Here is a 20,962-nt window from a genome sequence, read left to right as displayed (position 1 = left end):
GGTCGTAGATGCTGGTGCTACTTCTTGGCGGTCAGCATCGGCACCACCTGGTCGATGGCGTACGGGATGCTCAGCACGGTGTTGAATGCCATGGCGGCGCCGACCGGCGGGGTCTCGTAGGGCAGGTAGACGTCCCGGCCCTCCTGGGCGACCTTCAGCTTGCTGTACAGCTTGTCCTCTTTGATCTGCTTCGCGGCCGCGTCGTCGGCGACCAACCAGAAGAGCCGGTCGGCCTCGACGATGTCCAGTCGTTCGAAGCTGAAATCGGCCACGTTCTTCGTGCCCACCGCCTCACGGAACTTCGGCGTGACGGTGAAGCCCAGCTCGGCGAGGAACAGCATCTTCGGGTCGTTCGGGGAGAAGACCGAGTAGGTGCCGGCCTGGTAGACCTCGGCCACGGCGGTGGTCTTCCCGGCGAACTCGGGGTGCGCCTTGCGCGCCTCGGCGAAGCGCTTGCCGACCGCGTCGATCAGCTCGTTCGCCTTGGCCTCCTTGCCGAGCGCCTTGCCGATCGCCCTGGTCATGTCCTGCCAGGGGGCCTGGTAGTCCTCGAACTTCTTCGGCTGGCCGACGACCGGGGCGAGCTGCGACAGCTTGTCGTACTGCTCCTTCTTCATGCCGGAGTACTGCGCGATGATCAGGTCCGGCTTCAGCGAGGCGATCTTCTCGAGGTTGTACTCGTCCCGCTCGCCGACGATCTCCGGCTTGGTGTCGCCCCACAGCGGCTGCGCCCAGGGCCACTTCCCGTACGGCTTCTCCTTGAACCAGTCCACCACCCCGACCGGCTTCACGCCCAGCGCCAGGACCGCATCCTGATCGCTGAGGCCGAGCGTGACGACGCGCTGGGGCTCCGCCTTGATCTCCGCGGTGCCGTGCTTGTGCTCGATGCTCACCGGGAACGCACCGCTCGCGCCGGTCGCGCCGCCGCTCTTGGACTCGGCGTTCGCACCGCCACAGGCGGTGAGCGCCAGAGCGGAGACGAGGGCGACGGTCGTCAGAGGCAGAGCGGCCCTCAGGCGTCTGGCCCGACGGAAGGAACCGAACAATGTGGACATAGAGGGACCTTTCACGGAGTTTGACGGGGAAAGACTGGAATGACGCCTGTCACTAACGGGCGGCGCCGACCTCTTCGACGGCGCCCGCGGCATGCACCGGCACGGCGGGACGACCCCGCTCGATGACCGACTGCAGGATCTCGCCGACCCGAAGGGCGGTGTTCGACAGCAGCGAGGAGGTGATGCCGTGCGTGTGCTCGGTGGCGCCCTGCAGGTAGATACCGCAGCGGAGCTCGGGTGAGGTGGTGACGCGATAGTCGCGGCCGACCCGGGTCCGCCCGTGCGTGTCGCGGTGGCAGTAGGGCTCCACCGCGGGCAGCAACCGCAGCGGGTCGGCGGGGCGGTAGCCGGTCGCGAAGACCACGGCATCCGCGTCGAGCTCCGTCTGCTCGCCGCTGACCAGGGACTCCACGATGGTTCGCACGCCGGTGGAGGTTTCGGAGAGCTGGCCGAGGCGGGCGGCGTTGAAGATCCGCAGTCGCTCGACCCCGAGCACCTTCTCCCGGTAGAGCCGGGCATAGAGGTCCTCGATGAGGTCCATGTCGACGACGGCGTAGTTGGTGTTGCCGTGGTACGCCATCAGCCGCTGCTTGACCTCGCTGGGCGCGGCGAAGTAGTCGTCGACCGCCGCCGGGTCGAAGATCCGGTTGGCGAACGGGCTGTCGTCGGCGGGGCTGTAGCCGTACCGGGAGAAGACCGCGCAGACCTCGGCCCGCGGAAAGCGCTCATGCAGGTGGGCGACGGTCTCGGCGGCGCTCTGCCCGGCACCCACGACGACGAACCTCGACGGGGCGTCGACGGGAAGCTCGGCTGCGCGGAACAGCAGGTCGCGGTTGTGCCAGATCCGCGGGGACGCGCTGACCCCCTCGGGCAGGTTCGGCAGCAGGCCCGTGGCGACCAGCACGTTGCGGGCCCGGTACACCACGACCTCGCCCGAGCCGCCGACCTGGCGAGCGGTGACGTCGAGGTAGACGACGGCCCCGTCGCGGACGACGGGCTGCACCTCGACGACCTCGTGCCCGTAGGTGACCAGGTCGTCGACCTTCGCGGCCGCCCACTCGAAGTAGTCGTGGAACTCGACCCGCAGCGGGAAGAGGCTCTTGTGGTTGATGAAGTCGACGAGCCGGTCCTTGCTCTGCAGGTAACAGAGGAAGCTGAACTCGCTGGCCGGGTTTCGCAGCGTCACCAGGTCCTTCAGGAAGGAGACCTGCATCGTCGCGTCCTCGATGAGCATGCCGCGGTGCCAGCCGAATCGCGGCTGCCGCTCCAGGAAGTGCGCCGTCACTGCCCGCTCGATGCCGGCAGTGGCGTTGTACTCGGTGAGCGCGATCGCCATCGCGAGGTTCGAGGGGCCGAACCCGATGCCGACGAGGTCGAATACCGGAAGATCATCGCCTGCAAGATCGTGTGACATGTCCATCCCATCGCGCGGGGCTGGCCGCTGGTGAAGCCGGTCGGGGAACCCGCCGTCTCGGCGGGGCAACGCAGGTCAGTCGGGTAGCCGGGGGACGCCGGCAGGCCACTATGGAGGCCCCTGGGAGCCGCCTTAGGCTAACCTAACCTAACTTCGATGTCATCGTGAGGTGGGGGTCGACACACGGGTCGACCTGCGACACAGGGGCCGCGTTGCGTTGCTTAGGTAAGCCTTGCTTTACTACAGCGCAATAAGTGCCGCGCCACAAGGAGGAACGTCATGCGGGTCGTCATGTTCGGCTACCAGACCTGGGGGCACCGCACGTTGCAGGCGCTCCTCGACTCCGAGCACGAGGTCCCGCTCGTCGTCACCCACCCGAAGAGCGATCATGCCTACGAGAAGATCTGGGACGACTCCGTCGCCGACCTGGCGGAGCAGCACGGGGTGCCGGTGCTGATCCGCAACCGCCCCGACGACGAGGACCTGATGAGCGCCCTCAAGGAGGCGGCACCGGACGTCATCGTGGCGACCAACTGGCGGACCTGGATCCCCCCGCAGATCTTCAACCTGCCGCCCCGGGGCACCCTCAACATCCACGACTCCCTGCTCCCCGCCTACGCCGGCTTCTCGCCCTTGATCTGGGCGCTCATCAACGGGGAGAAGGAGGTCGGCGTCACCGCCCACATGATGAACGACGAGCTCGATGCCGGCGACATCGTCCTGCAGCGCGCGGTACCCGTCGGCCCGACCGACACCACGACGGACTTGTTCCACAAGACCCTCGAGCTGTTCGGTCCCATCACGGTGGACGGCCTGGCACTGATCGCCTCCGGGCGCACCGACTGGGTCAAGCAGGACCGGTCCAAGGCCAGCTTCTTCCACAAGCGCTCCACCGAAGACATTCGCATCGACTGGAACTGGCCGGCGGAGGATCTGGAGCGACTCGTGCGCGCCCAGTGCGCCCCGTACCCGAGCGCCTTCACCTACCACCGCGGCCAGCAACTCGACATTCTCGCCGCCGCGGTGTCGCAGGGACGCTACGGCGGAACCCCGGGGCGCATCTTCTACCAGGAGGGCGACGCGGTCGTCATCGTCGCCGGCGCCGACGCACGCACCGGCCGCAACCACGGGCTGGCCATCAAGCGGGTACGCACCCACGACGGTCGGGAACTGCCCGCGGCGGAGTACTTCACCACGATGGGCGGCTACCTCACCAACCAGCCGTAACCGGCGAGCGACGAACGACGGCACGGGGCCGGCGGCACGTCGCCGCCCCGGTCGTCGGTCAACACCGTTGGCGGGACAGTCCTGGAAGCTGCAGCAGTTCGGGGCTCTGCGGGCGGGCGAAGTGGTAACCCTGCAGCAGGTCGACGCCGAGCGCGCGGAGGGCGTCCGCGGTCGGTTCGTCTTCGATGCCTTCGGCGACGACGGTCACTCCGAGGGATTTCGCCAGGTCGGTCACGGTACGCACGATGGCGGCGTGCGGGGCGGAGTCGACCATCCGGGAGACGAAGCTGCGGTCGATCTTCAGTTCGTCGATGGGCAGCTCGGGCAGGAGCGCGAGCGAGGTGTAGCCGGTGCCGAAGTCGTCGACCGACACCCGTGCGCCGAGCTTGCGCAGGGCACCCAGGCGGGTCGCGGCCCGCTCGGGGTGGGTCATCATGGTGCTCTCGGTGATCTCGACGGTGAGCAGGTCGGCCGGCACTTGCTGCACGGCGAGCAACGCGGCGATGGTCGCCACGGCCCGCTCCTGGGCGAGGTAGGCGGCGGAGATGTTGACCGACACCGGCATCGGCGTCCCGGCGCTCCGCCAGGTGGCGGCCTGGCCGATGGCTTCGGCGAGGACCCAGTCGGTGAGGTCGATGATGATGTCGGAGCGTTCGGCGTCGGGCAGGAACACTCCGGGCGGCAGCAGGCCACGATCGGGGTGCTGCCAGCGGACGAGAGCCTCGACGCCGTGCGGGCGGCCGTCAGCGGCGGCGATGAGGGGTTGATAGTGCAGGCGCAGTTGCCCGCGGGTGGTGGCGGCGCGTAGTTCTGCCATCAGTCGCAGGTCGGTGCCGCGGGCCGCGGCGGCGTGCGGATCCCACGCCTCGACGCCGGTGCGGGCCCGCTTGGCGACCTGCATGGCCATGGTGGCCCGGCGCAGCAGGGTGTCGACGTCGTTGCCTGCCTGGGCAGTGTGGGCGACGCCGATGCTCATCTCGACGCTGACCGGGATGCCGGTGACGGTGAACGGGCCGCGGGCCCGCTGGGCGAGCTGGTGGGCGATCCGCTCCGTCCATCCGTCGGGGCCGGCTTCGGTGCCGGCCTCCGGGCGGTCGGTGAGCAGGACCGCGAACTGGTCGCCGTCGAGGCGGGCCACGATGTCGTCGTCTCCGGCCGCCTCGGTGAGGGCGGCGGAGACCTGGCGCAGGATCTGGTCGGCGCCCTGGTAGCCGAGGGCTTCGTTGATCTCTGCGAACCGGTCGAGGTCGATGACGAGCAGCGCACCATCCGTGTGTTCGCGCAGCCATTCCTCGCCGCGGGTGGTGAGGGCGTGGCGGTTGGCGAGTCCGGTGAGGGCGTCGGTGCGGGTGAGTCGCACGTAGCGGCGGGCCATGGCGGCGATGAGGTCCAGCATCGGCGCGATGCCGTACCGGTTGTGCGGCCAGGTGATGAGGATGGCGTCGTCACGGGTCGCGGACGGTCGGGCCAGCGCCGCTTCCGCGGCGACGTCGACCGCCGTGCTGGCCCGCAGTTTCAGGGTCTCGGCCGGCGGCAGGTCGCCCATGGTGGGCACGCGGTCGAGCCCCGGTACGGCGGCGTGCTCGACGTGGACGCGGCTCAGCAACCGGAGCTGACCATCGACGGCGCGGACGACGACGCCCGGCAGCAGCGGATCCTCGCGCAGGATCGCCTGAACGTCGGCGAGCGGGGTGCTCGCGGCGACGGGCTTCACCGGTACGGCGAGCTCCCCGACCTGGCGAGGCATGCGGTCCTGGTAGCCGGTGGGCGCCACGGTGCCGGTCATGACGTCGCCGGGCTGCCGGGCAGCGGGGTCAGATCGCAGCAGACGCCGTCGAGCGTCGTGGGGTCCTCCGGCCGCGGGCGTAGCCGGATGAAGACCCACCGCTGGACACCGTCGTAACCGATGATCCGGCAGGTCAGGTCGCCCGGCTGCCCGGCCCGTGTGCTGGCCCAGAAGGCCGCGTACTTCGGCTGGTCCTCGGGGTGCACCAGCGCCGCGATGGCCGCGGCGAGGGAGTCGCCGTGGCTGGTCATCGGCCCGCCGAAGATCTCCGAGCCGTCGGCACTACTGTAGACGCCGCGAACGCTGCCATCGGGCTGCGCCTTGACCGTGAAGGCATAGCCGCGTAGCGACGAGATCAACTGATGGAGATCGCGGCGAGCGCGGGCGGAGTCGCGCTCGGCCCTCTTCTCCCGGGTACGGTCGAGCAGGAGGCCGTCCCAGACCAGGGTGCCGTCCGGGAGGCGTTCCGGGCGGCAGGTGCCCTGCAGGTAGCGGCGCTCCCCGGTGGGCAGGGTCGCATGCCCCTCCCAGCGCCAGTGTTCGAGGCTGATCGCCGACGCCCGCATGCTGTCGACGATCGACTTGGTCTCCTCGGGGCCGAACAGGCTGGTGATGACGGTGGCGTCGGCGAGGACCGCCTCGGGTTCGACACCGAAGACCTCGCGGCAGCCGTCGGAGACGTAGCTGAACGCCATGGCCCCGTTCGGGGCGAACTCGAACCGGCTGACCATGCCGGGCATGTTGCTCACGATCCGCTCGAAGCGTTCCTCGCTGCGGCGCAGCGCCTCCGCGCTGCGCCGGCGCGCGGTGTCGTCGATCGAGATCGAGCACACCCCGCGCGGTACCCCGCTCGGGTCGAGCAGGGGAAACCGAGTGACGATGTACTGCTGCAACTCGTCGCCGGCGGGAAGCTCCTCCAGGTTGGTCGAGGCGGTGGCGCTGCGCAGCACCTGCTCGTCGCGCTCCTGGGAGACCGCCGCCAGCGCGGCGGGAAGCACGTCGGCCTGGGTCCGACCGACCAACTCCCCGGCCGCGACCTGGAAGCGTCGTTCGAACTCGCGGTTGACGAACAGGTACTTTCCATCGGGGTCCTTGGCGGAGATCACCGCGGTGGTGTGGTCGAGGATGGCCTGCACCAGGGAGTTGCTCTCCCACAGCGCTTGTTCGGCCTCGCGTCGGCCGGTGCTGTCGTGGGCGAACGCGCAGAACCCGTCCGCGCCGTTGTTGACCAGGTCGATGGTGATCTCGATGAGCAGCTCGTGGCCGTCGCGGTGGCGGGCCGGCAACTCCAGCCGCCGACCCAACGAGCTGGTGTCACCGGTCACCAGGTGACGGGTGAACGTGACCAGAAACGCGGCACGCATCTGCGGCGGCACGATCGTGTCGGCCACCGGCTGTCCGACGATCTCCGCGCGGGTCCAGCCGAACATCCGCTCCGCGGCCGGGTTCCAGTCCGTGATCAGACCCATCCGGTCGACACTGAGGTAAGCCAGCGAGGTAGCACTCAGCGCACCACCCGTGGCGGCCGGGCAAGTTGCCGTCTGAACGGCAGCGCCGCCATTGCTCTGAGCCCACACAGTGCGCTTAATCGGTAGACGCCACCGAAAGCTGAGCCGGGATCCGCAGAGGGATATCACCCCCCTTCCCACCGGGCCTCCTCCAACTCAGCGGCATCAGGCGCCACATCGAGCCGCTGCTGGTGGCCGTACCGCTGTGCGGCGATCAGCCGGCGTTCAGCGGGGTGAGGGCGACCCGGTCGGCGAGGGCGGCGATCGCGTCGCGGTGGCCGGTGCCCAGGCCGTGGCGGGTGACGTTGAGCGCTCCGGCGGCGGCGCCGGTGCGGACGGCTTCGGGAAGGTCGCCGCCGCGGGCGAGCACAGTGGCGACTCCGGCGGTCATCGAGTCGCCGGCGCCGCGGTGGTCCACGGTCTGCAAGGCCGGCAGGCCGACCAGGAGCGGGTCGTCGCCGAGCAGGGCGATGCCGGGCCGGTCCGCCCGACTGATCAGCACCGCCTCGGCGCCCTCGGCCCGCAACTGGTGCGCGGCGTCGAGCAGGGCGCCGTCGTCGTCGCCGGGAGCGCGGCCCGAGTCGATGAGTTCCTCGTGGCTCACCTTGAGGAAGGCCACCCGTCCCTGCAGCACGGCGCTGAGATGGTCACCGGTGAGGTCGGCCACCACACGGACGTCATGGGAGTTGAGGTCGGCGGCGAGCCGCCGGTACACGTCGGGGTGGACGACCTGGGGGCCCGCGGCGCCGCTGAGTATCGCGATCCGGGCACGCAGGCCCTCGGCGAGCGCGGCAGTGTAGAGCGCGTCGAGGTCGTGGCGGCCCAGCGGCACACCGGGATGCTCCGCGACCTCGGACCGCGAACCGTCACGGCGATCATGGACGTACCATCCGCTGCCGGTGTCGCGCGCGACGATGCGTACCCGGACATCCTCGCGTTCCAACAGTCGGGCGATGACATCGCCGATCTCGCCGCCGACGGCGGCGCAGAGCGTGACCGGCGCGCCCAGTGCGGCGCACATCCGGGCCTGCCAGATGCCCTGCCCGCCGGGGTGAACGTGCAGCTCCGGCGTCTCGCCCTGCTGCTCGATGGTGATGGTGAGCTGCGGAACCGGTGCGAAGACCAGGATCGTGCCGTCGTCGGCCATGCTCCGCGGGATACCCCGGCCCGGTCGGCTCAACATGAATCCCCGGTGAACAGCGGCTCGGACGCCGCTGTTCGCGGCGTTAGTCGCCGCCATGGCATGTGCAGACCGCCGATGCCGGCGGCGCCCTCGACATGTGTCGGGGGTGCCGCCGGCGCCCGGCTCGATCGGTTCAGCCGAGGTACTTCTGCCACGGGCCGGTGATGGCCAGGGTGAGGCCGGGGTCCTGCATGTTGACGAAGAGCACCTCGCCGTCGTCGGTGAAGGTCGGTCCGCAGAACTCGGAGTCGTTGAGCTGGTTGCGGGCGATCGCGTACGTCGGGCCGCCCGGGAAGGCACTGAGCACGTGGGACGCGCCGGCGCCGTCCTCGGCGAGCACGAGGCTTCCCCACGGTGTCACGGTCACGTTGTCGGGGCCGTCGAAGGCCAGGTCGGTGTACTTGGCCGGCGCGCCTTCCTCCGACGTGCTCTGGTGCGGGAAGTAGGTGACCAACTGGATGGTCTTGGCGCGGTAGTTGTAGAACCAGACCATGCCGTCGTGCGGGACCGCGTCCGCAGGGAGATCGCCATCCTCCCAGGCGAAGGAATTGACGACGTACACGCCCTCGTCGGTGCCCCACACGCCCTCGAACTTGCGTCCGCGTGTGACCTGGCCGTCGGCGAACTGCTCCCGCACCGGTGTGGTCTTCGCGTCGCGCTCGGGCACCTCGATCCACCGTACGGGGAAAGGACGGCCGAGTTGGGCGGAGGTCAGGTAGGCGACGTCCGGCAGCACCGAGCCGTCGTCCATGATGATCTGCATCGCGGCGAGGACGCCGGCGTCCGGGGCGAGGCGGGTGAGCACGCCCGGACCGACCCGGACGCCACGCGGGGCGGTCCAGCGGTAGAAGAGGCCGTTGGGTCCGTCGGCGTCCTCGGACAGATAGATGTGGGTGCGATCCTTGTCGATGGCCAGGGCCTCGTGGGCGTAGCGCCCCAGGCACCTGATCGGCCGCGGGTTCGCGGTGCCGTCCGCCCAGACCTCGAAGACGTAGCCGTGGTCCTTCTGGAAGACGCCGGCCCGGCCGCCCTCCGTCCACTTGTCTCCGGCCCGGTCCTCGGTCTCCTCGCAGGTCAGCCACGTTCCCCACGGGGTGGGGCCGCCGGCACAGTTGGCGACAGTGCCGGAGATGGCGACGAACTCGCCGAGATTGCGGCCGGCCCGGTCGGTCGTGATCACCGTGCAGCCGCCCGCGTCGACCGCGCCCGGATCGTAGACTGTGCCCTTGACGTGCGGTACGCCGAACTCCTCGCCCGGGTCGATCTCATGGTTCTGGATCAGCGTGTAGCGGCCGCGGCCGGCGTGGTAGACGGCCATGCCGTCGGGGCTGGACGGGGTCAGGCCCTGGCCGCGGTCGAGCCGGGTCACGCCGGTCCGGGTGACGATGGCGTAGCTGAACCCTTCAGGGAGCGCCAGGATGCCGTCGGGGTCGTCGACGAGCGGCGGGAACGGCACATGGCCGCCGTCCCGGCGCGGCCGGCCCGGGGTGGCCTGGGCCAGAGACGGGACGGCGCCGGCGACGGCGAGACCGACGCCTGCGGCGGTACCGCCGGCCAGGAAGGTACGACGAGAGGTAGGCACGTGCGTGAGCTCCTTCTCAGTGAGTGGGACGCGCGCCAGCCAACCCCTACCGACCAACACCTGCGCGCCGTTCAGGTGAGGGTTTCGCGACATCACGGTGAAGAGTGAGAGCCACTCACACAACATACCGATGACATCGATGGGTTTCTTTGTCTGCCGGACATGGGCTGTTGACACGGCGTTCGCATGAGTACGGTGTCGGTGGCCACTCGGCAGCTCCGAGCATCGACGTATGCCCCTCTATTTCGATGCATCGCCCCCGCCGCCAAGGCCGCCGGATCAGCCACCGACCGTGGGTCGCCGCCGGTTCATGGCCGCTGCCGGGGGCGCCGTCGCCGGCCTGATCGCCGGTCCCGCCCTCGTTGACACTGCGGGCGTCGCCCGAGCGGTGCCGCGTCCTGGCGCCGCGACGCCACTGCCCAACCTGCTGGTCGGCCACGGTGTCCCGCCCGCCGTGGAACCGGCCGCCCTGCGCCGTCGACGACGACCAGTTTCGAACCTCGCTGCCATGACGCCCGCCTTGCTGCCGAAGGGCGCAAGGCGGGCAGCCGTGCCTACCGGCGGAAAGGACCGGTGACGCAATAGGTGATGCCGCCGGAGGAGGAGCCTGACGTGCCGCGTTGCGAGGAGAAGTACAGCCGGTCGCCGGCGGGCGTGAAGGCCGGTCCGGTGATCTCGGAGCCGCTATGGCCGGTGATCCGCAGGAACGACGACACCTTGTCATCAGGGGTGATGATGCAGATCTCCATGCTGCCGCCGTCCTCGGCGATGTACAGGTCCCCTGCGGTGGAGCCGGTGATGTTGTCGACGCCGGTCAGCGGGGCGGCACCAGGGTTGACCAGGTTGTCGTCGTACGCGAGCTCGTACGTGTTGCTGACGAGGTTGATCTGCCAGACCCGGTTGTCGCCCTTGGTGGTGAACCAGACGGTGTCGTCGGCGTAGTGGCAGCCCTCTCCCCCGTTGAACGTCTTCGCCCCGGACACCTGCCGCCGGGTCACGGTCGGCGAACCGTCCGGGTCGGGAACGGTAGCCCAGGTGAACGACCCGGAGGTCGCGCTGCCCGCGCGGAGCACCTGCAGCGTGCCCGAGGAGAGGTCGCCCCAGGTCGTGGGCAGGAACCGGTAGAACTTGCCGTCCGTCTCGTCCTCGGTCAGGTAGATCACCTGTCGTACCGGATCAGCGGCGGCGGCCTCGTGCTTGAACCGGCCCATCGCCGGACGCGCCACCGCCGTCCCGCCCAGGGGGTACGTCTCGAAGACCCGGCCCAACGAGACCTCCTCACACGACAGCCAGGTATTCCACGGCGTCTTACCGCCGGCGCAGTTGCTGTTGGTACCGGACAGGATCCGGGACGCCCCGACGACAGCTCCGGTGGAGGAGAAGAGAATCCGGGAGGCGCCTCCGCCGGCGGCCGCGCTCACCTCGGAGTTCGACACGTAGATCCAACCGGCGCCGTTCGGGATCACCGCACCGCCGTCGGGGGCGTCATGCCACACGTACGACGTACCGGGCACCACCTGCCGGGAACGGGCGACGATCGAACTGGTGAAACCGGCGGGCAACTGAATGCCGTGGGCGTCCGCCGGCTGCAGCGGACCGTACGGTCCTGGCGCGTTCTGCGCCGGCGCCCCGTACGCCGCAGACCAGGCCGTGAACGGCAAGGCCACCGTTCCCGCGCCGACGACAGCGGCCCGCAACATCGTTCGCCGATCCATGGAACCTCCTTGATGGGTTCCTCGGATCTGACCTCGCGCGGCTTGACGGCGCCGGTGCGGAAGATGAACGCCGATGGGCGATTCCACGGGCATCCGGTATCGAAGACCACCAACGGCGTCCAGGCCGACCGGTTCACCAGGGATCCGCCTCCCGGACACGGCGGCCGCGCAGCAGTGCTGGGCCGCACTGGGTACGCGGACGCGCGACGTGACACCCTGGGCCGCACCCGATGTGACCGAGGAACTGGGAAAGAGTGACCCGATGGGTACGAGGAACGAGATCGCGGCGCTGCCGCCCGAAGCCGACCTGGCCCGGGCCGACTCCTTGGCGAGGGAGATCTTCTCCGACATCGCGAACAAGTGGGCGTTCCTCATCGTGGAGTTTCTCGGTCAGCGCACGATGCGCTTCGGTGAGCTGCGCGACCACATCGGTGGAATCAGCCACAAGATGCTCACCCAGAACCTCCGCATGCTCGAGCACAACGGTCTGATCGAGCGGACCGTGCACCCCACGATCCCGCCGCGCGTCGAGTACGCCCTCACCGAAGCGGGCGTCGCCCTGCGTGCTGTCGTCGACGGAATGTGCGGCTGGACCCAGAAGTATCTGGGCCACATCGAGGCCGCCCGCCGACGCGGTTAGTCGAGCACGGCGGTCGCCTCGATCTCCACCAGGTGCTCTGGCACGTCCAGCGCCACGATGCCGAACAGTGACGCCGGCGGGGCCGCAGTGATGCCCAGCCGCGCCTTCGCCCGCTCGATGCCCTCGACCAACTGCGGCATCTTCGCGGGCTGCCAGTCGACCGCGTGCACGACCAGCTTCACCACGTCGTCGAATGTCGCGCCGATGCCCGACAGGGCTGTGTGGACGTTGACGTAGCACTGCTCGACCTGCGCGGCGAGATCCCCTTCGCCGACCAGCTTGCCCCCGGCATCCCAGGCGACTTGCCCCGCGACGTGGACCAGCTTCGAGCCCGTCGCCACCGAGACGTGCTTATAGACACCCGCATCCGGCAGTCCTACCGGGTTCACCAAGGTCACAGCCATGTCGCAGCCCCTCTCTTTCGGTTACCTAGTCACCGTAGGAGAGCGATCCCGGGATGAGAAGAAGGCACTTTTCAGTTACCCGGGCACCTTTCGGTAACCGCAGCCGGGCCGGCCTCGAGCACGAAGAACAGTGCGAGGTACATGTCGAGCGCCGCATCGAGCGACGGCTGCACCAACTGGTGCGCTCCGCAGACCACCCGGTAGCCGTCACCGCCGCGGCCCTCGCCTACCGGGGCCGCGCGCGAGCCGCCGGCGCCTTCGCCGCCCGGATCACCCGGCGACGACGCTGGGACCACAGCAGACGGCTCGGTTCGCCCAGGCACTGCTCAACCCGGCTGCGCAAAGGGCCGGACACGACGCCACTGCCTGAAGCCGCGAGCACCGACGACGGCGGGTCGGCGTGCCGGCGACGGCGGGAGCGGCCGGAGGCCGCTCGGGTTCGCGCGTCGGCGGGTCAGAGCCAGGCGAAGACGCGGCGGATGGCGGCGGTGGCCAAGGCGATCAGGACGGCGCTGAGGACCTGGATGAGCACCTGCACGAGGACGTATTCCATGATGGCCTCCGGCTCGGACCGCCGTTACTGGTGGTCCGACGCTATGCCGGGCAGGCGACTCGCAGGCGTGCGGACGATGACGCCGAAGTAAATCGAAGATGTTAATTGGATGTTAAGCGCGGGGGCCGCCCTCGCCGGGATCGCACCGCGACTTCCGACAGCGGCATGACCACCGGCACCGGCCAGGACCACTCGGCCGAGGGAGGTCAGTGCCTGTTTTGAAGCTGACGCTGCTGGTCAGTGCCATGAGGCGAGGTGGTGCCGCCCGGCCGGCGTTCGGTTTGGCGTCACGGTGACGGCATAGCGAACGGCTCTCGCAGGGGTGCCGTGCCGAGCTGACCGACTGCTACCACCCGAAGCGGGGTCGCCGGGGTAACCGTTCGAGCCTCGGCCATGTGCGGGGCTATCATCCCTGAAGCATTGATCCACAGTTAGGAGCTGGTATGCGCCTCGGCCTGGTGACGGTCCCCGTTTCGCTGCGAGAGCACACCGCGCGCTGACCGGTTTCACCGCCGGGCGTCCCGGCGGTGTGCTCCTCGCCGCGGAGCGGTCCTGAGACGACCGTTTCCTTTCTTGGCTCGAGGAGCTCTTTTGCGTGCCCTTGTATCCGCGCGTCTCGGCGCGGATTTCACCCGACTGTGGACCGCTTCGGCGGTGTCGAACCTCGGTGATGGTGTCACCATGGCCGCCGGCCCGCTGCTGGTCGCGTCGGTCACCGACGATCCGGCTGCGATCGCCGGTGCCGTCTTCGTCCAGCAGCTGCCGTGGTTGCTGTTCGCCCTGATCAGTGGCGCCTACGTCGACCGGCTCGACCGACGCCTGCTCGTCGTCGCGGTCAACCTGGTCCGCGCCGTCGCCCTGGCCGCGCTGGCGGTGACCATCGCGACGGAGACCGTCACGGTCGCCGCCATCTATGCGGTGCTGTTCCTTCTGGGGACCGGCGAAACCCTCGCAGACACCGCGATGGGGGCGTTGCTGCCGTCCGTGGTCGCGCCCGAGCAGTTGCCCGGCGCCAATGCCCGGCTCTACGCCACGTTCAGGCTCGCGGCGCATTGCTGGTGAGAGGCGGCGGTCCCGCCCTCGCCTTCGAAGCCGACAGGGTTCACCGCCAGCTGCGTGCCTCCATCGCGGCGGCACGGGCCAGGGTGGCGGCCGCCGCGGGAGCAAGGCGGGCGGTGACCAGGACCGCGATCACCGCGCCGGTCAACAACTCGGCCCGGTGCGCGGCGGTTTCCGGCGGAAGGGCGCCCGCGAAAGCGCGCAGCAGCCTGTCGCGGTAGGCGACGCCCACCGCGTGTGCCTCCGGATCGTGCCCCGCGCGCTCGGTGATGGTGTTCACGACGAGGCAACCGCGCCCGGCGAGGGAGCCGGGGGCGTCCGCCATGACGGCGGCCAGCGATTCGAGGTACTCGACCACCTGCGCGATACCGGCGCCGGGCGCCTCCAGGGCTGCCAGGCGCGGCGCCGCCACCTCGGCGAGGTAGCTCTCCACGGCCAGGGAGAAGAGCTGATGCTTGCTGCCGAACGCCTGGTAGATGCTGGATCGGTTGAGTCCGGTGACCCGTTCGAGGTCGGCCAGGGAGGTGGCCTCGTACCCGTGCTCCCAGAACTGGTCGCGGGCAGCGCGCACCGCGTTCGCCGTCGTGAACGACCTGGTGCGCGCCATGGCTTCCCCTTGACGAATCTGTACCGATCGGTACAGCATACTTTCTGAACCGATCGGTTCAAAACTGGGAAGGAATCTCCGTGCTCCTCGTCGCCCTCGTGGCCGCCACCCTGGCCGCCCTCGTCCACGTCCAGTTCTTCGTGCTGGAGAGCCTGCGCTTCACCCGCCCGGCGGTTTGGCGGCGCTTTCTCGTCACGTCACAGCACGACGCCGACGCCATCCGGCCGATGGCGTTCAACCAGGGCTGGTACAACCTGTTCCTGGCCCTGGGCGTGCTCGCCGGCGTCGCCGCGACCGCGTCGGGCCGCACCGTCGCGGGCGCTTCCCTGATCGGCTTCGCCGGCGCCTGCATGGCCGGCGCGGGCGCCGTGCTGCTGGCCACCGACCGCCGCTTCGCCCGGGCCGCCGCGGTCCAGGCCGCGCCACCGCTGGTGGCACTCGTCGCCCTTGCCGCCGCAACTCTTTGACCAGGAGCAAGGCAACCGGGCCGCACCGGGTACGGCGCCACATGTCGTACTACGCGAGCGAATCCCGTGCTGGTGGTGACCACGTCGTCGTTGCGGCGGGTCGCCACGACATGCGCCCGGTCCTGTTCTTCCCGCCAGACCCGCAACGACGTCGACTGCTCGTGAGCCTCCTCCATCTCACCGTCGCCCAACCGACGGGCATCCCCTGCATCCGACTGGCGGCGATCGTCTGCCGGGCGTCGACGTGTGCTGAGTCGCAGTGCCAGGCTTGACGAACGTCGAGGCAGCGGTGGGCCCTGAGAATCGGTCGGCGCGACGCTGATCTAGCGGCCGGAGCGGTGAACCGAGAGCCGCTCTCATTCGTTGAGTGTGGTGTAGGCGCCCGACAGATCTGCTCACCGGCGAGTCCTCACCCGTGGTCCCGCCCCGATCTGGCCGTCCAGATGGCGCCCGGTGCAGGGAGACAACATTCATGAGCTTCATGTTGCGGTCCGTGCTGGCCGGCTCGGCGGCTACCGTGGCGGTCCTGGCCCTGTCGCCCGCCCCAGCCACGGCGGCGCCCCGGCTGGTCGTACTGCATGCAGTCGGCGCTCCCAATGCTGACGGGGCCGGCGGCGCTTACAGCTACGACGCCGAACGCGTGCCGGCCGGCGCCCGCGTAGCCGTGTGGTCCGTCTCCGGACCCAAGCGGACCCGTACGTTCCTGCTCGTCCACGGTCTCAAGCCAGGGCAGGCGTACGGCGCTCACCTGCACGCCAATGCCTGCGGAGCCGCTCCGGCGGCGGCGGGCCCGCACTATCAGCAGGTGCCGGACCCGGTTCAGCCGTCGACTGATCCCGCATTCGCCAACCCGGAGAACGAGGTCTGGTTGGACGTGCACACCAACGCTGCAGGCAGCGGTGCGTCGGCCTCGTTCAACAAGTGGGTGTTCCGCACGCCACCGCGCTCGCTGGTCCTGCACGCCGAGCACACCCACACCGAGCCGGGCAAGGCCGGCACCGCCGGCGCCCGCCTTGCCTGTCTCAATCTAAGCTGAGCTGTCGCCGGGCTCGTCCGGACACGCGGAGAACGGTGCCTCATGAGCCGGTCGCTCCGGCGCATGGTCCAGCGGGGACAGCGCACCACCCCCGTCTATTCGGCGGACTGCACTCGTCGGCGCTGCCCAGCGGCGCCGGCCTCAGCTCTTCCCGCTCAGCCCTGCTGAGGTCCGTGCCGTCGTGGTCCCGATGAGCGTTTCGCAGGGGGCGACGTCCGACCGGCCAGGTATCCCTCGTCGAGGTTGCCCGCTCGTTCCGCCACCGCGGGACCGGCCGCCCGGAATGCCGGGCGGCCGGTCGTGGTCGGCACGTGATCAGGAGGCGATCAGGACCGGCTCCAGGCCGAGCCGCGGCGTCCGGTCCGTCGTCATCGGGAGACGTGACACCGCCCAGCGTGGTCGCCTGCCGCGGGCTCCACTCCTGCGGCAGCCGTACGGTGGTGGGCACCCCGGTCGTCCAGAGCACCGGGTACCGCTGCCCGGCCCGCTCCAGCCGGTAGACGTGCACGTCACCGGTGACCGCGTACGCGTCGGACGCCGAGGTTGAACGACAAACTCAGGTGGAGCGGGCGTGGAAGGCCAGCCGTCCTCCCGTCCGGCCGACGACGGCACCGGCGCCGGAGGCGGCCGCGACGATCCCCCACGCCACCGGACCTAGCGGCCGGCAACCGAAGAACACACTGGTCAGAGGCGTCTGGACGAGAGCGGCGAGGGCGAGGGCGGAGCCGCCGGCGGCCGCGAGCACGAGGGGGTCGCCGCGGGACGCCATGGCGGTCTGGGCGAGCTGGGCGCCGACGAGGCTGGCCAGCGCCACGGTGCCGGCCCGTCCGGCGGTGCCGGTGACCCGGGCGGCGAGCCAGCCGCCGGTGGCGGCGAGAGCGGTGGCGGCGGCGCGCACGGCGATGTCGCGGTGCAGTGATGCGCCCAGTGAGTCGTCGGGTCCGGCCCGCAGGAGCTCCTCGGTGCTGATGTTGCGGGGTGGGCGGGCGGCCAGGGCCAGGGCGGGCAGCAGGTCGGTGACGAGGTTGACCAGCAGCAGTTGCCGGGCGTTGAGGGGCGGCCGCGCGGCCAGCAGTGAGCTGGCGACGGTGAAGGCGATCTCGCCGAGGTTGCCGCCGAGGAGCAGCGCGACGCTGTCGCGGACGGCGGCCCAGAGGGCACGACCCTCGATGACGGTGTCGACGATGGTCTCGATTCGGTCGTCGGTGATGACGATGTCGGCGGCTTCGCGCGCGGCGGTGGTCCCCCGGTCGCCGAGGGCGATGCCGACGTCGGCCAGGCGGATGGCCGGGGCGTCGTTGGCGCCGTCGCCGGTGACCGCGACGATGCGACCGGCGCGGCGCATCGCACGGACGATGGTGACTTTGTGCGCCGGGCTCACGCGGGCGAAGACCGTCGCATCGGCGGCGAGTTTGGCGAGTTCGTCGTCGGTGCAGGCGTCGATGTCGGGGCCGATGACCGGTGGGTGGCCGTTGAGGATGCCGAGCTCGGCGGCGATGGCGGCGGCCGTGCTGGGATGGTCGCCGGTGAGCATGGCGATGTCGACCCCGGCGGCGCGCAGCCGCCGCACGGCGGCCGCGGCGGTCGGCCGGACCGGGTCGGCGAGGCCGAGCAGGCCCAGGAAGGTCAGCCGTTCGACACGGTCGTCGTCGAGGCGGCCGCTGTCCGAGGCGGCGCGTTCGGCGACGGCGAGGACCCGGTAGCCCTGCCGGGCCAGGCGCTCGACGTCGGCACCGAGGTCGTTGCGGTCGGCGTCGCTGAGCTTGCGTTCTCCGTGTTCGTCGCGGCGGGTGATGCAGCGCGGCAGAACGGTCTCGGGCGCGCCCTTGACGCTGATCCGCCGGCCGGCGGCATCCTGCCCCAGCACCGCATGGAAGCCACGGCCGGGTTCGAACGGCAGCTCCCGTACCGCCTGCCAGCCGGGCGCCTCCTCGGTGACCGCGACCCCACAGCGCCGCCCGGCACCCTCGACCGCCCGGTCGGTGGGGTGCGGCAGCACCTCGCCGTCCTCGGCGACGGGGGTGGCGCGCAACCCGGCGGCCAGCACGGTACGACGGTGCCCGGTGAGCGCATCGCAGGTTTCGTCGCGGTGCCCGTCGCTGACGCAGCCCAGCCGGATGCGCCCCTCGGTGAGGGTCCCGGTCTTGTCGAAGCAGACCACGTCGACACGGCCGAGGGCCTCCATGGTCCGCGGGTTGCGGACCAGCACGTTGCGGTGGGACAACCGGCGGGCGGCGGCGAGCTGCGCGACGGTCGCCACGAACGGCAGCCCCTCCGGCACGGCCGCCACGGCGAGGGCGACGGCCTCGCCCACACTGGCGGCGAGCCGGCCGCGCAGCAGTCCCGACCCGAGCAGCGCCCCGGCGGCGCCGGCCGCGACCGGCAGGGACGCGGCGGTGAGCTGCTGCAGACGGGCCTCGACGCCGCCCGACGGCGTCCGGTCGGCGGCGGCGTGCACGCCGCGTCCGGCCTCGGTGGCGTGCCCGGTCGCCACCACCACCGCTGTGGCGGTGCCGGCGGCCACGGTGGTGCCGGCGTAGAGCATGCTGGTGCGTTCGGCGACCGCGCTCGCGGTGCTCGGAGCGCTGTCCTTGGCCACCGGCAGGGACTCCCCCGTCAACGCCGACTCGTCCATCTCCAGCGCGTCCGCCTCCACCAGCCGGCAGTCGGCGGGCACCGCGTCGCCGGCCTGCACCACGATGACGTCGCCCACCACGAGCCCATCGGCGGTGGTGACGGTCTCGGTGCCGGCGCGACGCAGCCGCACCCGCGGGGCGGTACGGTGCAACAGCTTGCGGAGCGCCCGGTTCGCGGTCACCCGTTGGGCTCCGCCCAGCAGCGCGTTGGCGACGAGCACCCCACCGACGAGGACCGCGTCGCCGGCCGCTCCGGTGACCGCGGACATTCCGGCGCCGGCCGCCAGCGGCGCGGTCAACGGGGTGTCGAGCTCGTCGATCGAGGCGCGGAGCAGGCCCGCTTCATCGCCGGCCGTTGCGGTCGGCTCGTCCAGGCAGCGCGCGGCAGCCTGCTCGGCATTCAGCCCGGCCGGCGACGTGTGGAGGTGTTCCCACAATTGCCCCACCGCCAGGGCATGCCACGCGGTGGTGTCCGCCGCCGCCGGTGTCGCCCGGCGCGCCAAGCCGGACACCGACCACGTCGAGGCGGCGATCGCGGCCAGCGCGGTCACGTTCACCGGCAGGCCTGCCCGCCGGGCCGCGCCGGCCGGGGGGCCCGTGAAGGCGAGCAGGGCGCCCGCCGCGCTGCCGAGCATCGCCAGGCGCGCACCGCGGTCACCGGCCTGACGCGCCAGCACCGCGGCCTGCAATGTCAGCCACACGTCCGTAAGCTCGCCGCCGCACAGCAGATGCGCGCCCCATGGTGGCCGCCGTCCGGGCACGGTGACGCCGATTCCGCAATCCGCCGCCGTCAGGGCAGTGTCGTGACGACCGGCGATCAGGATGACGGCTCCGCCGGCGACCTGCAATGCGCGCACCGACGCGGCCGTCCGGGAGCCGCCCGCAACGGCGTCGGCGCCCAACCGGGCCGCCACCCCGGAGGCCTTGCCCGCCACCACCAGGCGTCCCACGGCGCGGGCGGCCTCGGCCACCGCGGCGGCGAGCGGATGCAGCTCCGGTTCCACAGTGGCCACCGCGACCATCTGGCCCCCGGTTGCCAGGCCCAGCAGCCGGGCGCCGCCACGATCGGTCATCGCGGGCTCGGGCACCGCGACGTCGAGGGCGGACAGCGGTCCCAGCCGCCATCCGTCACGGTGCACGACGTCGTCGGGCCGAACGGCGTCGAGCATGCCGGCCACCCGCTCTCGCGCGCCGTGCTCATCGGCACCCTCACTCACCACGAGGTCGGTGACCGTCCACCGTCCGGTGACCAACACGGCGGCGTCGACGACGATCGTGTCGATGCGATCCAGGCGGCGCAGCGCCGCCGGATCCCGTACGACGACGTCACGCTCGGCCAGCAACCGGCCCAGCCGCGCGGCGAAGGCCTCCTGCCCCATGGTCGCGGCCCGCGGTGCCCCCACGGCGACCATCTGCGCCGCCCGGCGCCATCCGCCGGTCGCCGCCGCGGCGGCGACCGGCGGGACCAGCCACGTCATCCGGCTCACGTGCCGCTCGACCGGGCCATCCGGCAGCGGCACCGGGCGCGGGGGCACGTCGACAGGCCTGGCCGCCGCGGCGTCCGCGTCGGCGCACAACTGCGGCTCCCGGCGCTGCCACGCACGCTGCCGTGCCCACGCCTCCGGCAGTTGTACCGCCCGTAACGCCGCCTCGGCCAGCGGCGCGACCGGGGCTTGCGTCGCCGCCGACAACACCGCGGTAGCCGCCGTGAGGCCTAAGCCGACCGGACGCGTACCCAGGAGATCCTGCGCCCGACGCCGCACGCCCGGCAGCACGTCGACCGCGGCGAGCACCGCCATTGCCTCGGCCGGCATCGCCGGCACCCGCAAGGCGCGACCCACCGCGCCCGCCACCCCGCCGATCAACAACCCGATCATGGACGCCTGCGCATCCACCGCGGTCCCCGTCTCACCCGGATACGGCGGCGGCGCCTCACCGGGGCCGTCGACGACCCGCTTGGCCCGCTCCACCGCGGACACCGCCGCGACCACCTGCGACACGCTCGTGCGCGACGGGTCGAAGTCGACGATCACCCGGCCCAGGACCACGTTGACCGCCGCCCACCGGACCCCGTCCACCGCCCGCGCAGC

At 71.1% G+C, this 20,962-nt stretch carries 15 protein-coding genes and 1 pseudogene; 5 read left to right on the top strand and 11 right to left on the bottom strand.

The window, feature by feature from the left end:
• Nucleotides 1-17 precede the first annotated feature (17 nt).
• Both EDD30_RS33655 and EDD30_RS33650 read right to left on the bottom strand, forming a co-directional pair.
• Nucleotides 18-1,055, bottom strand: a complete 1,038-nt coding sequence (locus EDD30_RS33655; RefSeq protein WP_084556084.1) for an iron-siderophore ABC transporter substrate-binding protein — start codon at nt 1,053-1,055, stop codon at nt 18-20.
• Nucleotides 1,056-1,107: 52 nt separating this feature from the next.
• On the bottom strand, nt 1,108-2,469 hold the full coding sequence (locus EDD30_RS33650) for a lysine N(6)-hydroxylase/L-ornithine N(5)-oxygenase family protein (RefSeq protein WP_071803057.1): 1,362 nt from the start codon (nt 2,467-2,469) through the stop codon (nt 1,108-1,110).
• 279 nt (nt 2,470-2,748) lie between these two features.
• Between EDD30_RS33650 and EDD30_RS33645 the strand changes: the two genes are divergently transcribed.
• Nucleotides 2,749-3,696, top strand: a complete 948-nt coding sequence (locus EDD30_RS33645; protein ID WP_071803043.1) for a methionyl-tRNA formyltransferase — start codon at nt 2,749-2,751, stop codon at nt 3,694-3,696.
• A gap of 58 nt (nt 3,697-3,754) precedes the next feature.
• Here the strand turns inward: EDD30_RS33645 and EDD30_RS33640 are convergent, their stop codons facing one another.
• The 5 genes from EDD30_RS33640 to EDD30_RS33620 form a co-directional block, all read right to left on the bottom strand.
• The gene (locus EDD30_RS33640; protein ID WP_084556083.1) at nt 3,755-5,482 is read right to left on the bottom strand and encodes a putative bifunctional diguanylate cyclase/phosphodiesterase; all 1,728 of its coding nucleotides are present in this window, start codon (nt 5,480-5,482) and stop codon (nt 3,755-3,757) included.
• On the bottom strand, nt 5,479-7,059 hold the full coding sequence (locus tag EDD30_RS33635; protein ID WP_280526189.1) for a PAS domain S-box protein: 1,581 nt from the start codon (nt 7,057-7,059) through the stop codon (nt 5,479-5,481). Before EDD30_RS33635 ends, EDD30_RS33640 begins: the two co-directional genes overlap by 4 nt.
• A gap of 145 nt (nt 7,060-7,204) precedes the next feature.
• Nucleotides 7,205-8,137, bottom strand: a complete 933-nt coding sequence (locus EDD30_RS33630; RefSeq protein ID WP_211277653.1) for a 1-phosphofructokinase family hexose kinase — start codon at nt 8,135-8,137, stop codon at nt 7,205-7,207.
• 169 nt (nt 8,138-8,306) lie between these two features.
• Complete coding sequence (locus EDD30_RS33625) at nt 8,307-9,755, bottom strand: alkaline phosphatase PhoX (RefSeq protein ID WP_071803054.1); 1,449 nt, start codon at nt 9,753-9,755, stop codon at nt 8,307-8,309.
• 554 nt (nt 9,756-10,309) lie between these two features.
• On the bottom strand, nt 10,310-11,470 hold the full coding sequence (locus EDD30_RS33620) for an alkaline phosphatase PhoX (RefSeq protein ID WP_071803041.1): 1,161 nt from the start codon (nt 11,468-11,470) through the stop codon (nt 10,310-10,312).
• Between the two features lie 262 nt (nt 11,471-11,732).
• Between EDD30_RS33620 and EDD30_RS33615 the strand changes: the two genes are divergently transcribed.
• The gene (locus EDD30_RS33615) at nt 11,733-12,110 is read left to right on the top strand and encodes a winged helix-turn-helix transcriptional regulator (protein ID WP_071803040.1); all 378 of its coding nucleotides are present in this window, start codon (nt 11,733-11,735) and stop codon (nt 12,108-12,110) included.
• Here the strand turns inward: EDD30_RS33615 and EDD30_RS33610 are convergent.
• Both EDD30_RS33610 and EDD30_RS33605 read right to left on the bottom strand, forming a co-directional pair.
• A complete protein-coding gene (locus tag EDD30_RS33610) occupies nt 12,107-12,514 on the bottom strand; it encodes a RidA family protein (RefSeq protein ID WP_071803039.1) in 408 nt (135 codons plus the stop codon). The two genes, EDD30_RS33615 and EDD30_RS33610, sit on opposite strands and share 4 nt — an antisense overlap.
• 71 nt (nt 12,515-12,585) lie before the next feature.
• On the bottom strand, nt 12,586-12,810 hold the full coding sequence (locus EDD30_RS33605; RefSeq protein WP_071803038.1) for a hypothetical protein: 225 nt from the start codon (nt 12,808-12,810) through the stop codon (nt 12,586-12,588).
• 848 nt (nt 12,811-13,658) lie between these two features.
• On the opposite strand from EDD30_RS33605, the pseudogene EDD30_RS33600 reads away from it, so the two are divergent.
• A pseudogene (locus EDD30_RS33600) lies at nt 13,659-14,114 on the top strand (MFS transporter); the annotation flags it as partial.
• A 55-nt stretch (nt 14,115-14,169) separates the two neighbouring features.
• Here the strand turns inward: EDD30_RS33600 and EDD30_RS33595 are convergent.
• Nucleotides 14,170-14,733, bottom strand: a complete 564-nt coding sequence (locus EDD30_RS33595) for a TetR/AcrR family transcriptional regulator (protein ID WP_071803037.1) — start codon at nt 14,731-14,733, stop codon at nt 14,170-14,172.
• A gap of 80 nt (nt 14,734-14,813) precedes the next feature.
• Here EDD30_RS33595 and EDD30_RS33590 point away from each other — a divergent pair, with 80 nt between their 5' ends.
• The gene (locus EDD30_RS33590) at nt 14,814-15,200 is read left to right on the top strand and encodes a DUF1304 domain-containing protein (RefSeq protein ID WP_071803036.1); all 387 of its coding nucleotides are present in this window, start codon (nt 14,814-14,816) and stop codon (nt 15,198-15,200) included.
• A gap of 472 nt (nt 15,201-15,672) precedes the next feature.
• Entirely contained in the window at nt 15,673-16,236 is a 564-nt protein-coding gene (locus tag EDD30_RS33580) for a superoxide dismutase family protein (RefSeq protein ID WP_071803035.1), read from the top strand.
• Nucleotides 16,237-16,792: 556 nt separating this feature from the next.
• Here the strand turns inward: EDD30_RS33580 and EDD30_RS41665 are convergent.
• Nucleotides 16,793-20,950 (bottom strand): HAD-IC family P-type ATPase, encoded by a 4,158-nt coding sequence (locus tag EDD30_RS41665; RefSeq protein WP_148088177.1) that lies wholly within the window; start codon nt 20,948-20,950, stop codon nt 16,793-16,795.
• Between the last annotated feature and the right edge of the window lie 12 nt (nt 20,951-20,962).

This window comes from Couchioplanes caeruleus (assembly GCF_003751945.1).
GTDB lineage: Bacteria > Actinomycetota > Actinomycetes > Mycobacteriales > Micromonosporaceae > Actinoplanes > Actinoplanes caeruleus.
The sequence above is the reverse complement of the archived record's forward strand: the minus strand, read 5'-3'. Positions and strand labels throughout refer to the sequence as shown.

Bases quoted from the DNA above. Each gene is read 5' to 3' on its own strand.
- EDD30_RS33655 (WP_084556084.1), bottom strand. From the start codon at position 1,055: ATGTCCACATTGTTCGGTTCCTTCCGTCGGGCCAGACGCCTGAGGGCC.
- EDD30_RS33650 (WP_071803057.1), bottom strand. From the start codon at position 2,469: ATGTCACACGATCTTGCAGGCGATGATCTTCCGGTATTCGACCTCGTC.
- EDD30_RS33645 (WP_071803043.1), top strand. From the start codon at position 2,749: ATGCGGGTCGTCATGTTCGGCTACCAGACCTGGGGGCACCGCACGTTG.
- EDD30_RS33640 (WP_084556083.1), bottom strand. From the start codon at position 5,482: ATGACCGGCACCGTGGCGCCCACCGGCTACCAGGACCGCATGCCTCGC.
- EDD30_RS33630 (WP_211277653.1), bottom strand. From the start codon at position 8,137: ATGGCCGACGACGGCACGATCCTGGTCTTCGCACCGGTTCCGCAGCTC.
- EDD30_RS33620 (WP_071803041.1), bottom strand. From the start codon at position 11,470: ATGGATCGGCGAACGATGTTGCGGGCCGCTGTCGTCGGCGCGGGAACG.
- EDD30_RS33615 (WP_071803040.1), top strand. From the start codon at position 11,733: ATGGGTACGAGGAACGAGATCGCGGCGCTGCCGCCCGAAGCCGACCTG.
- EDD30_RS33610 (WP_071803039.1), bottom strand. From the start codon at position 12,514: ATGGCTGTGACCTTGGTGAACCCGGTAGGACTGCCGGATGCGGGTGTC.
- EDD30_RS33595 (WP_071803037.1), bottom strand. From the start codon at position 14,733: ATGGCGCGCACCAGGTCGTTCACGACGGCGAACGCGGTGCGCGCTGCC.
- EDD30_RS33580 (WP_071803035.1), top strand. From the start codon at position 15,673: ATGAGCTTCATGTTGCGGTCCGTGCTGGCCGGCTCGGCGGCTACCGTG.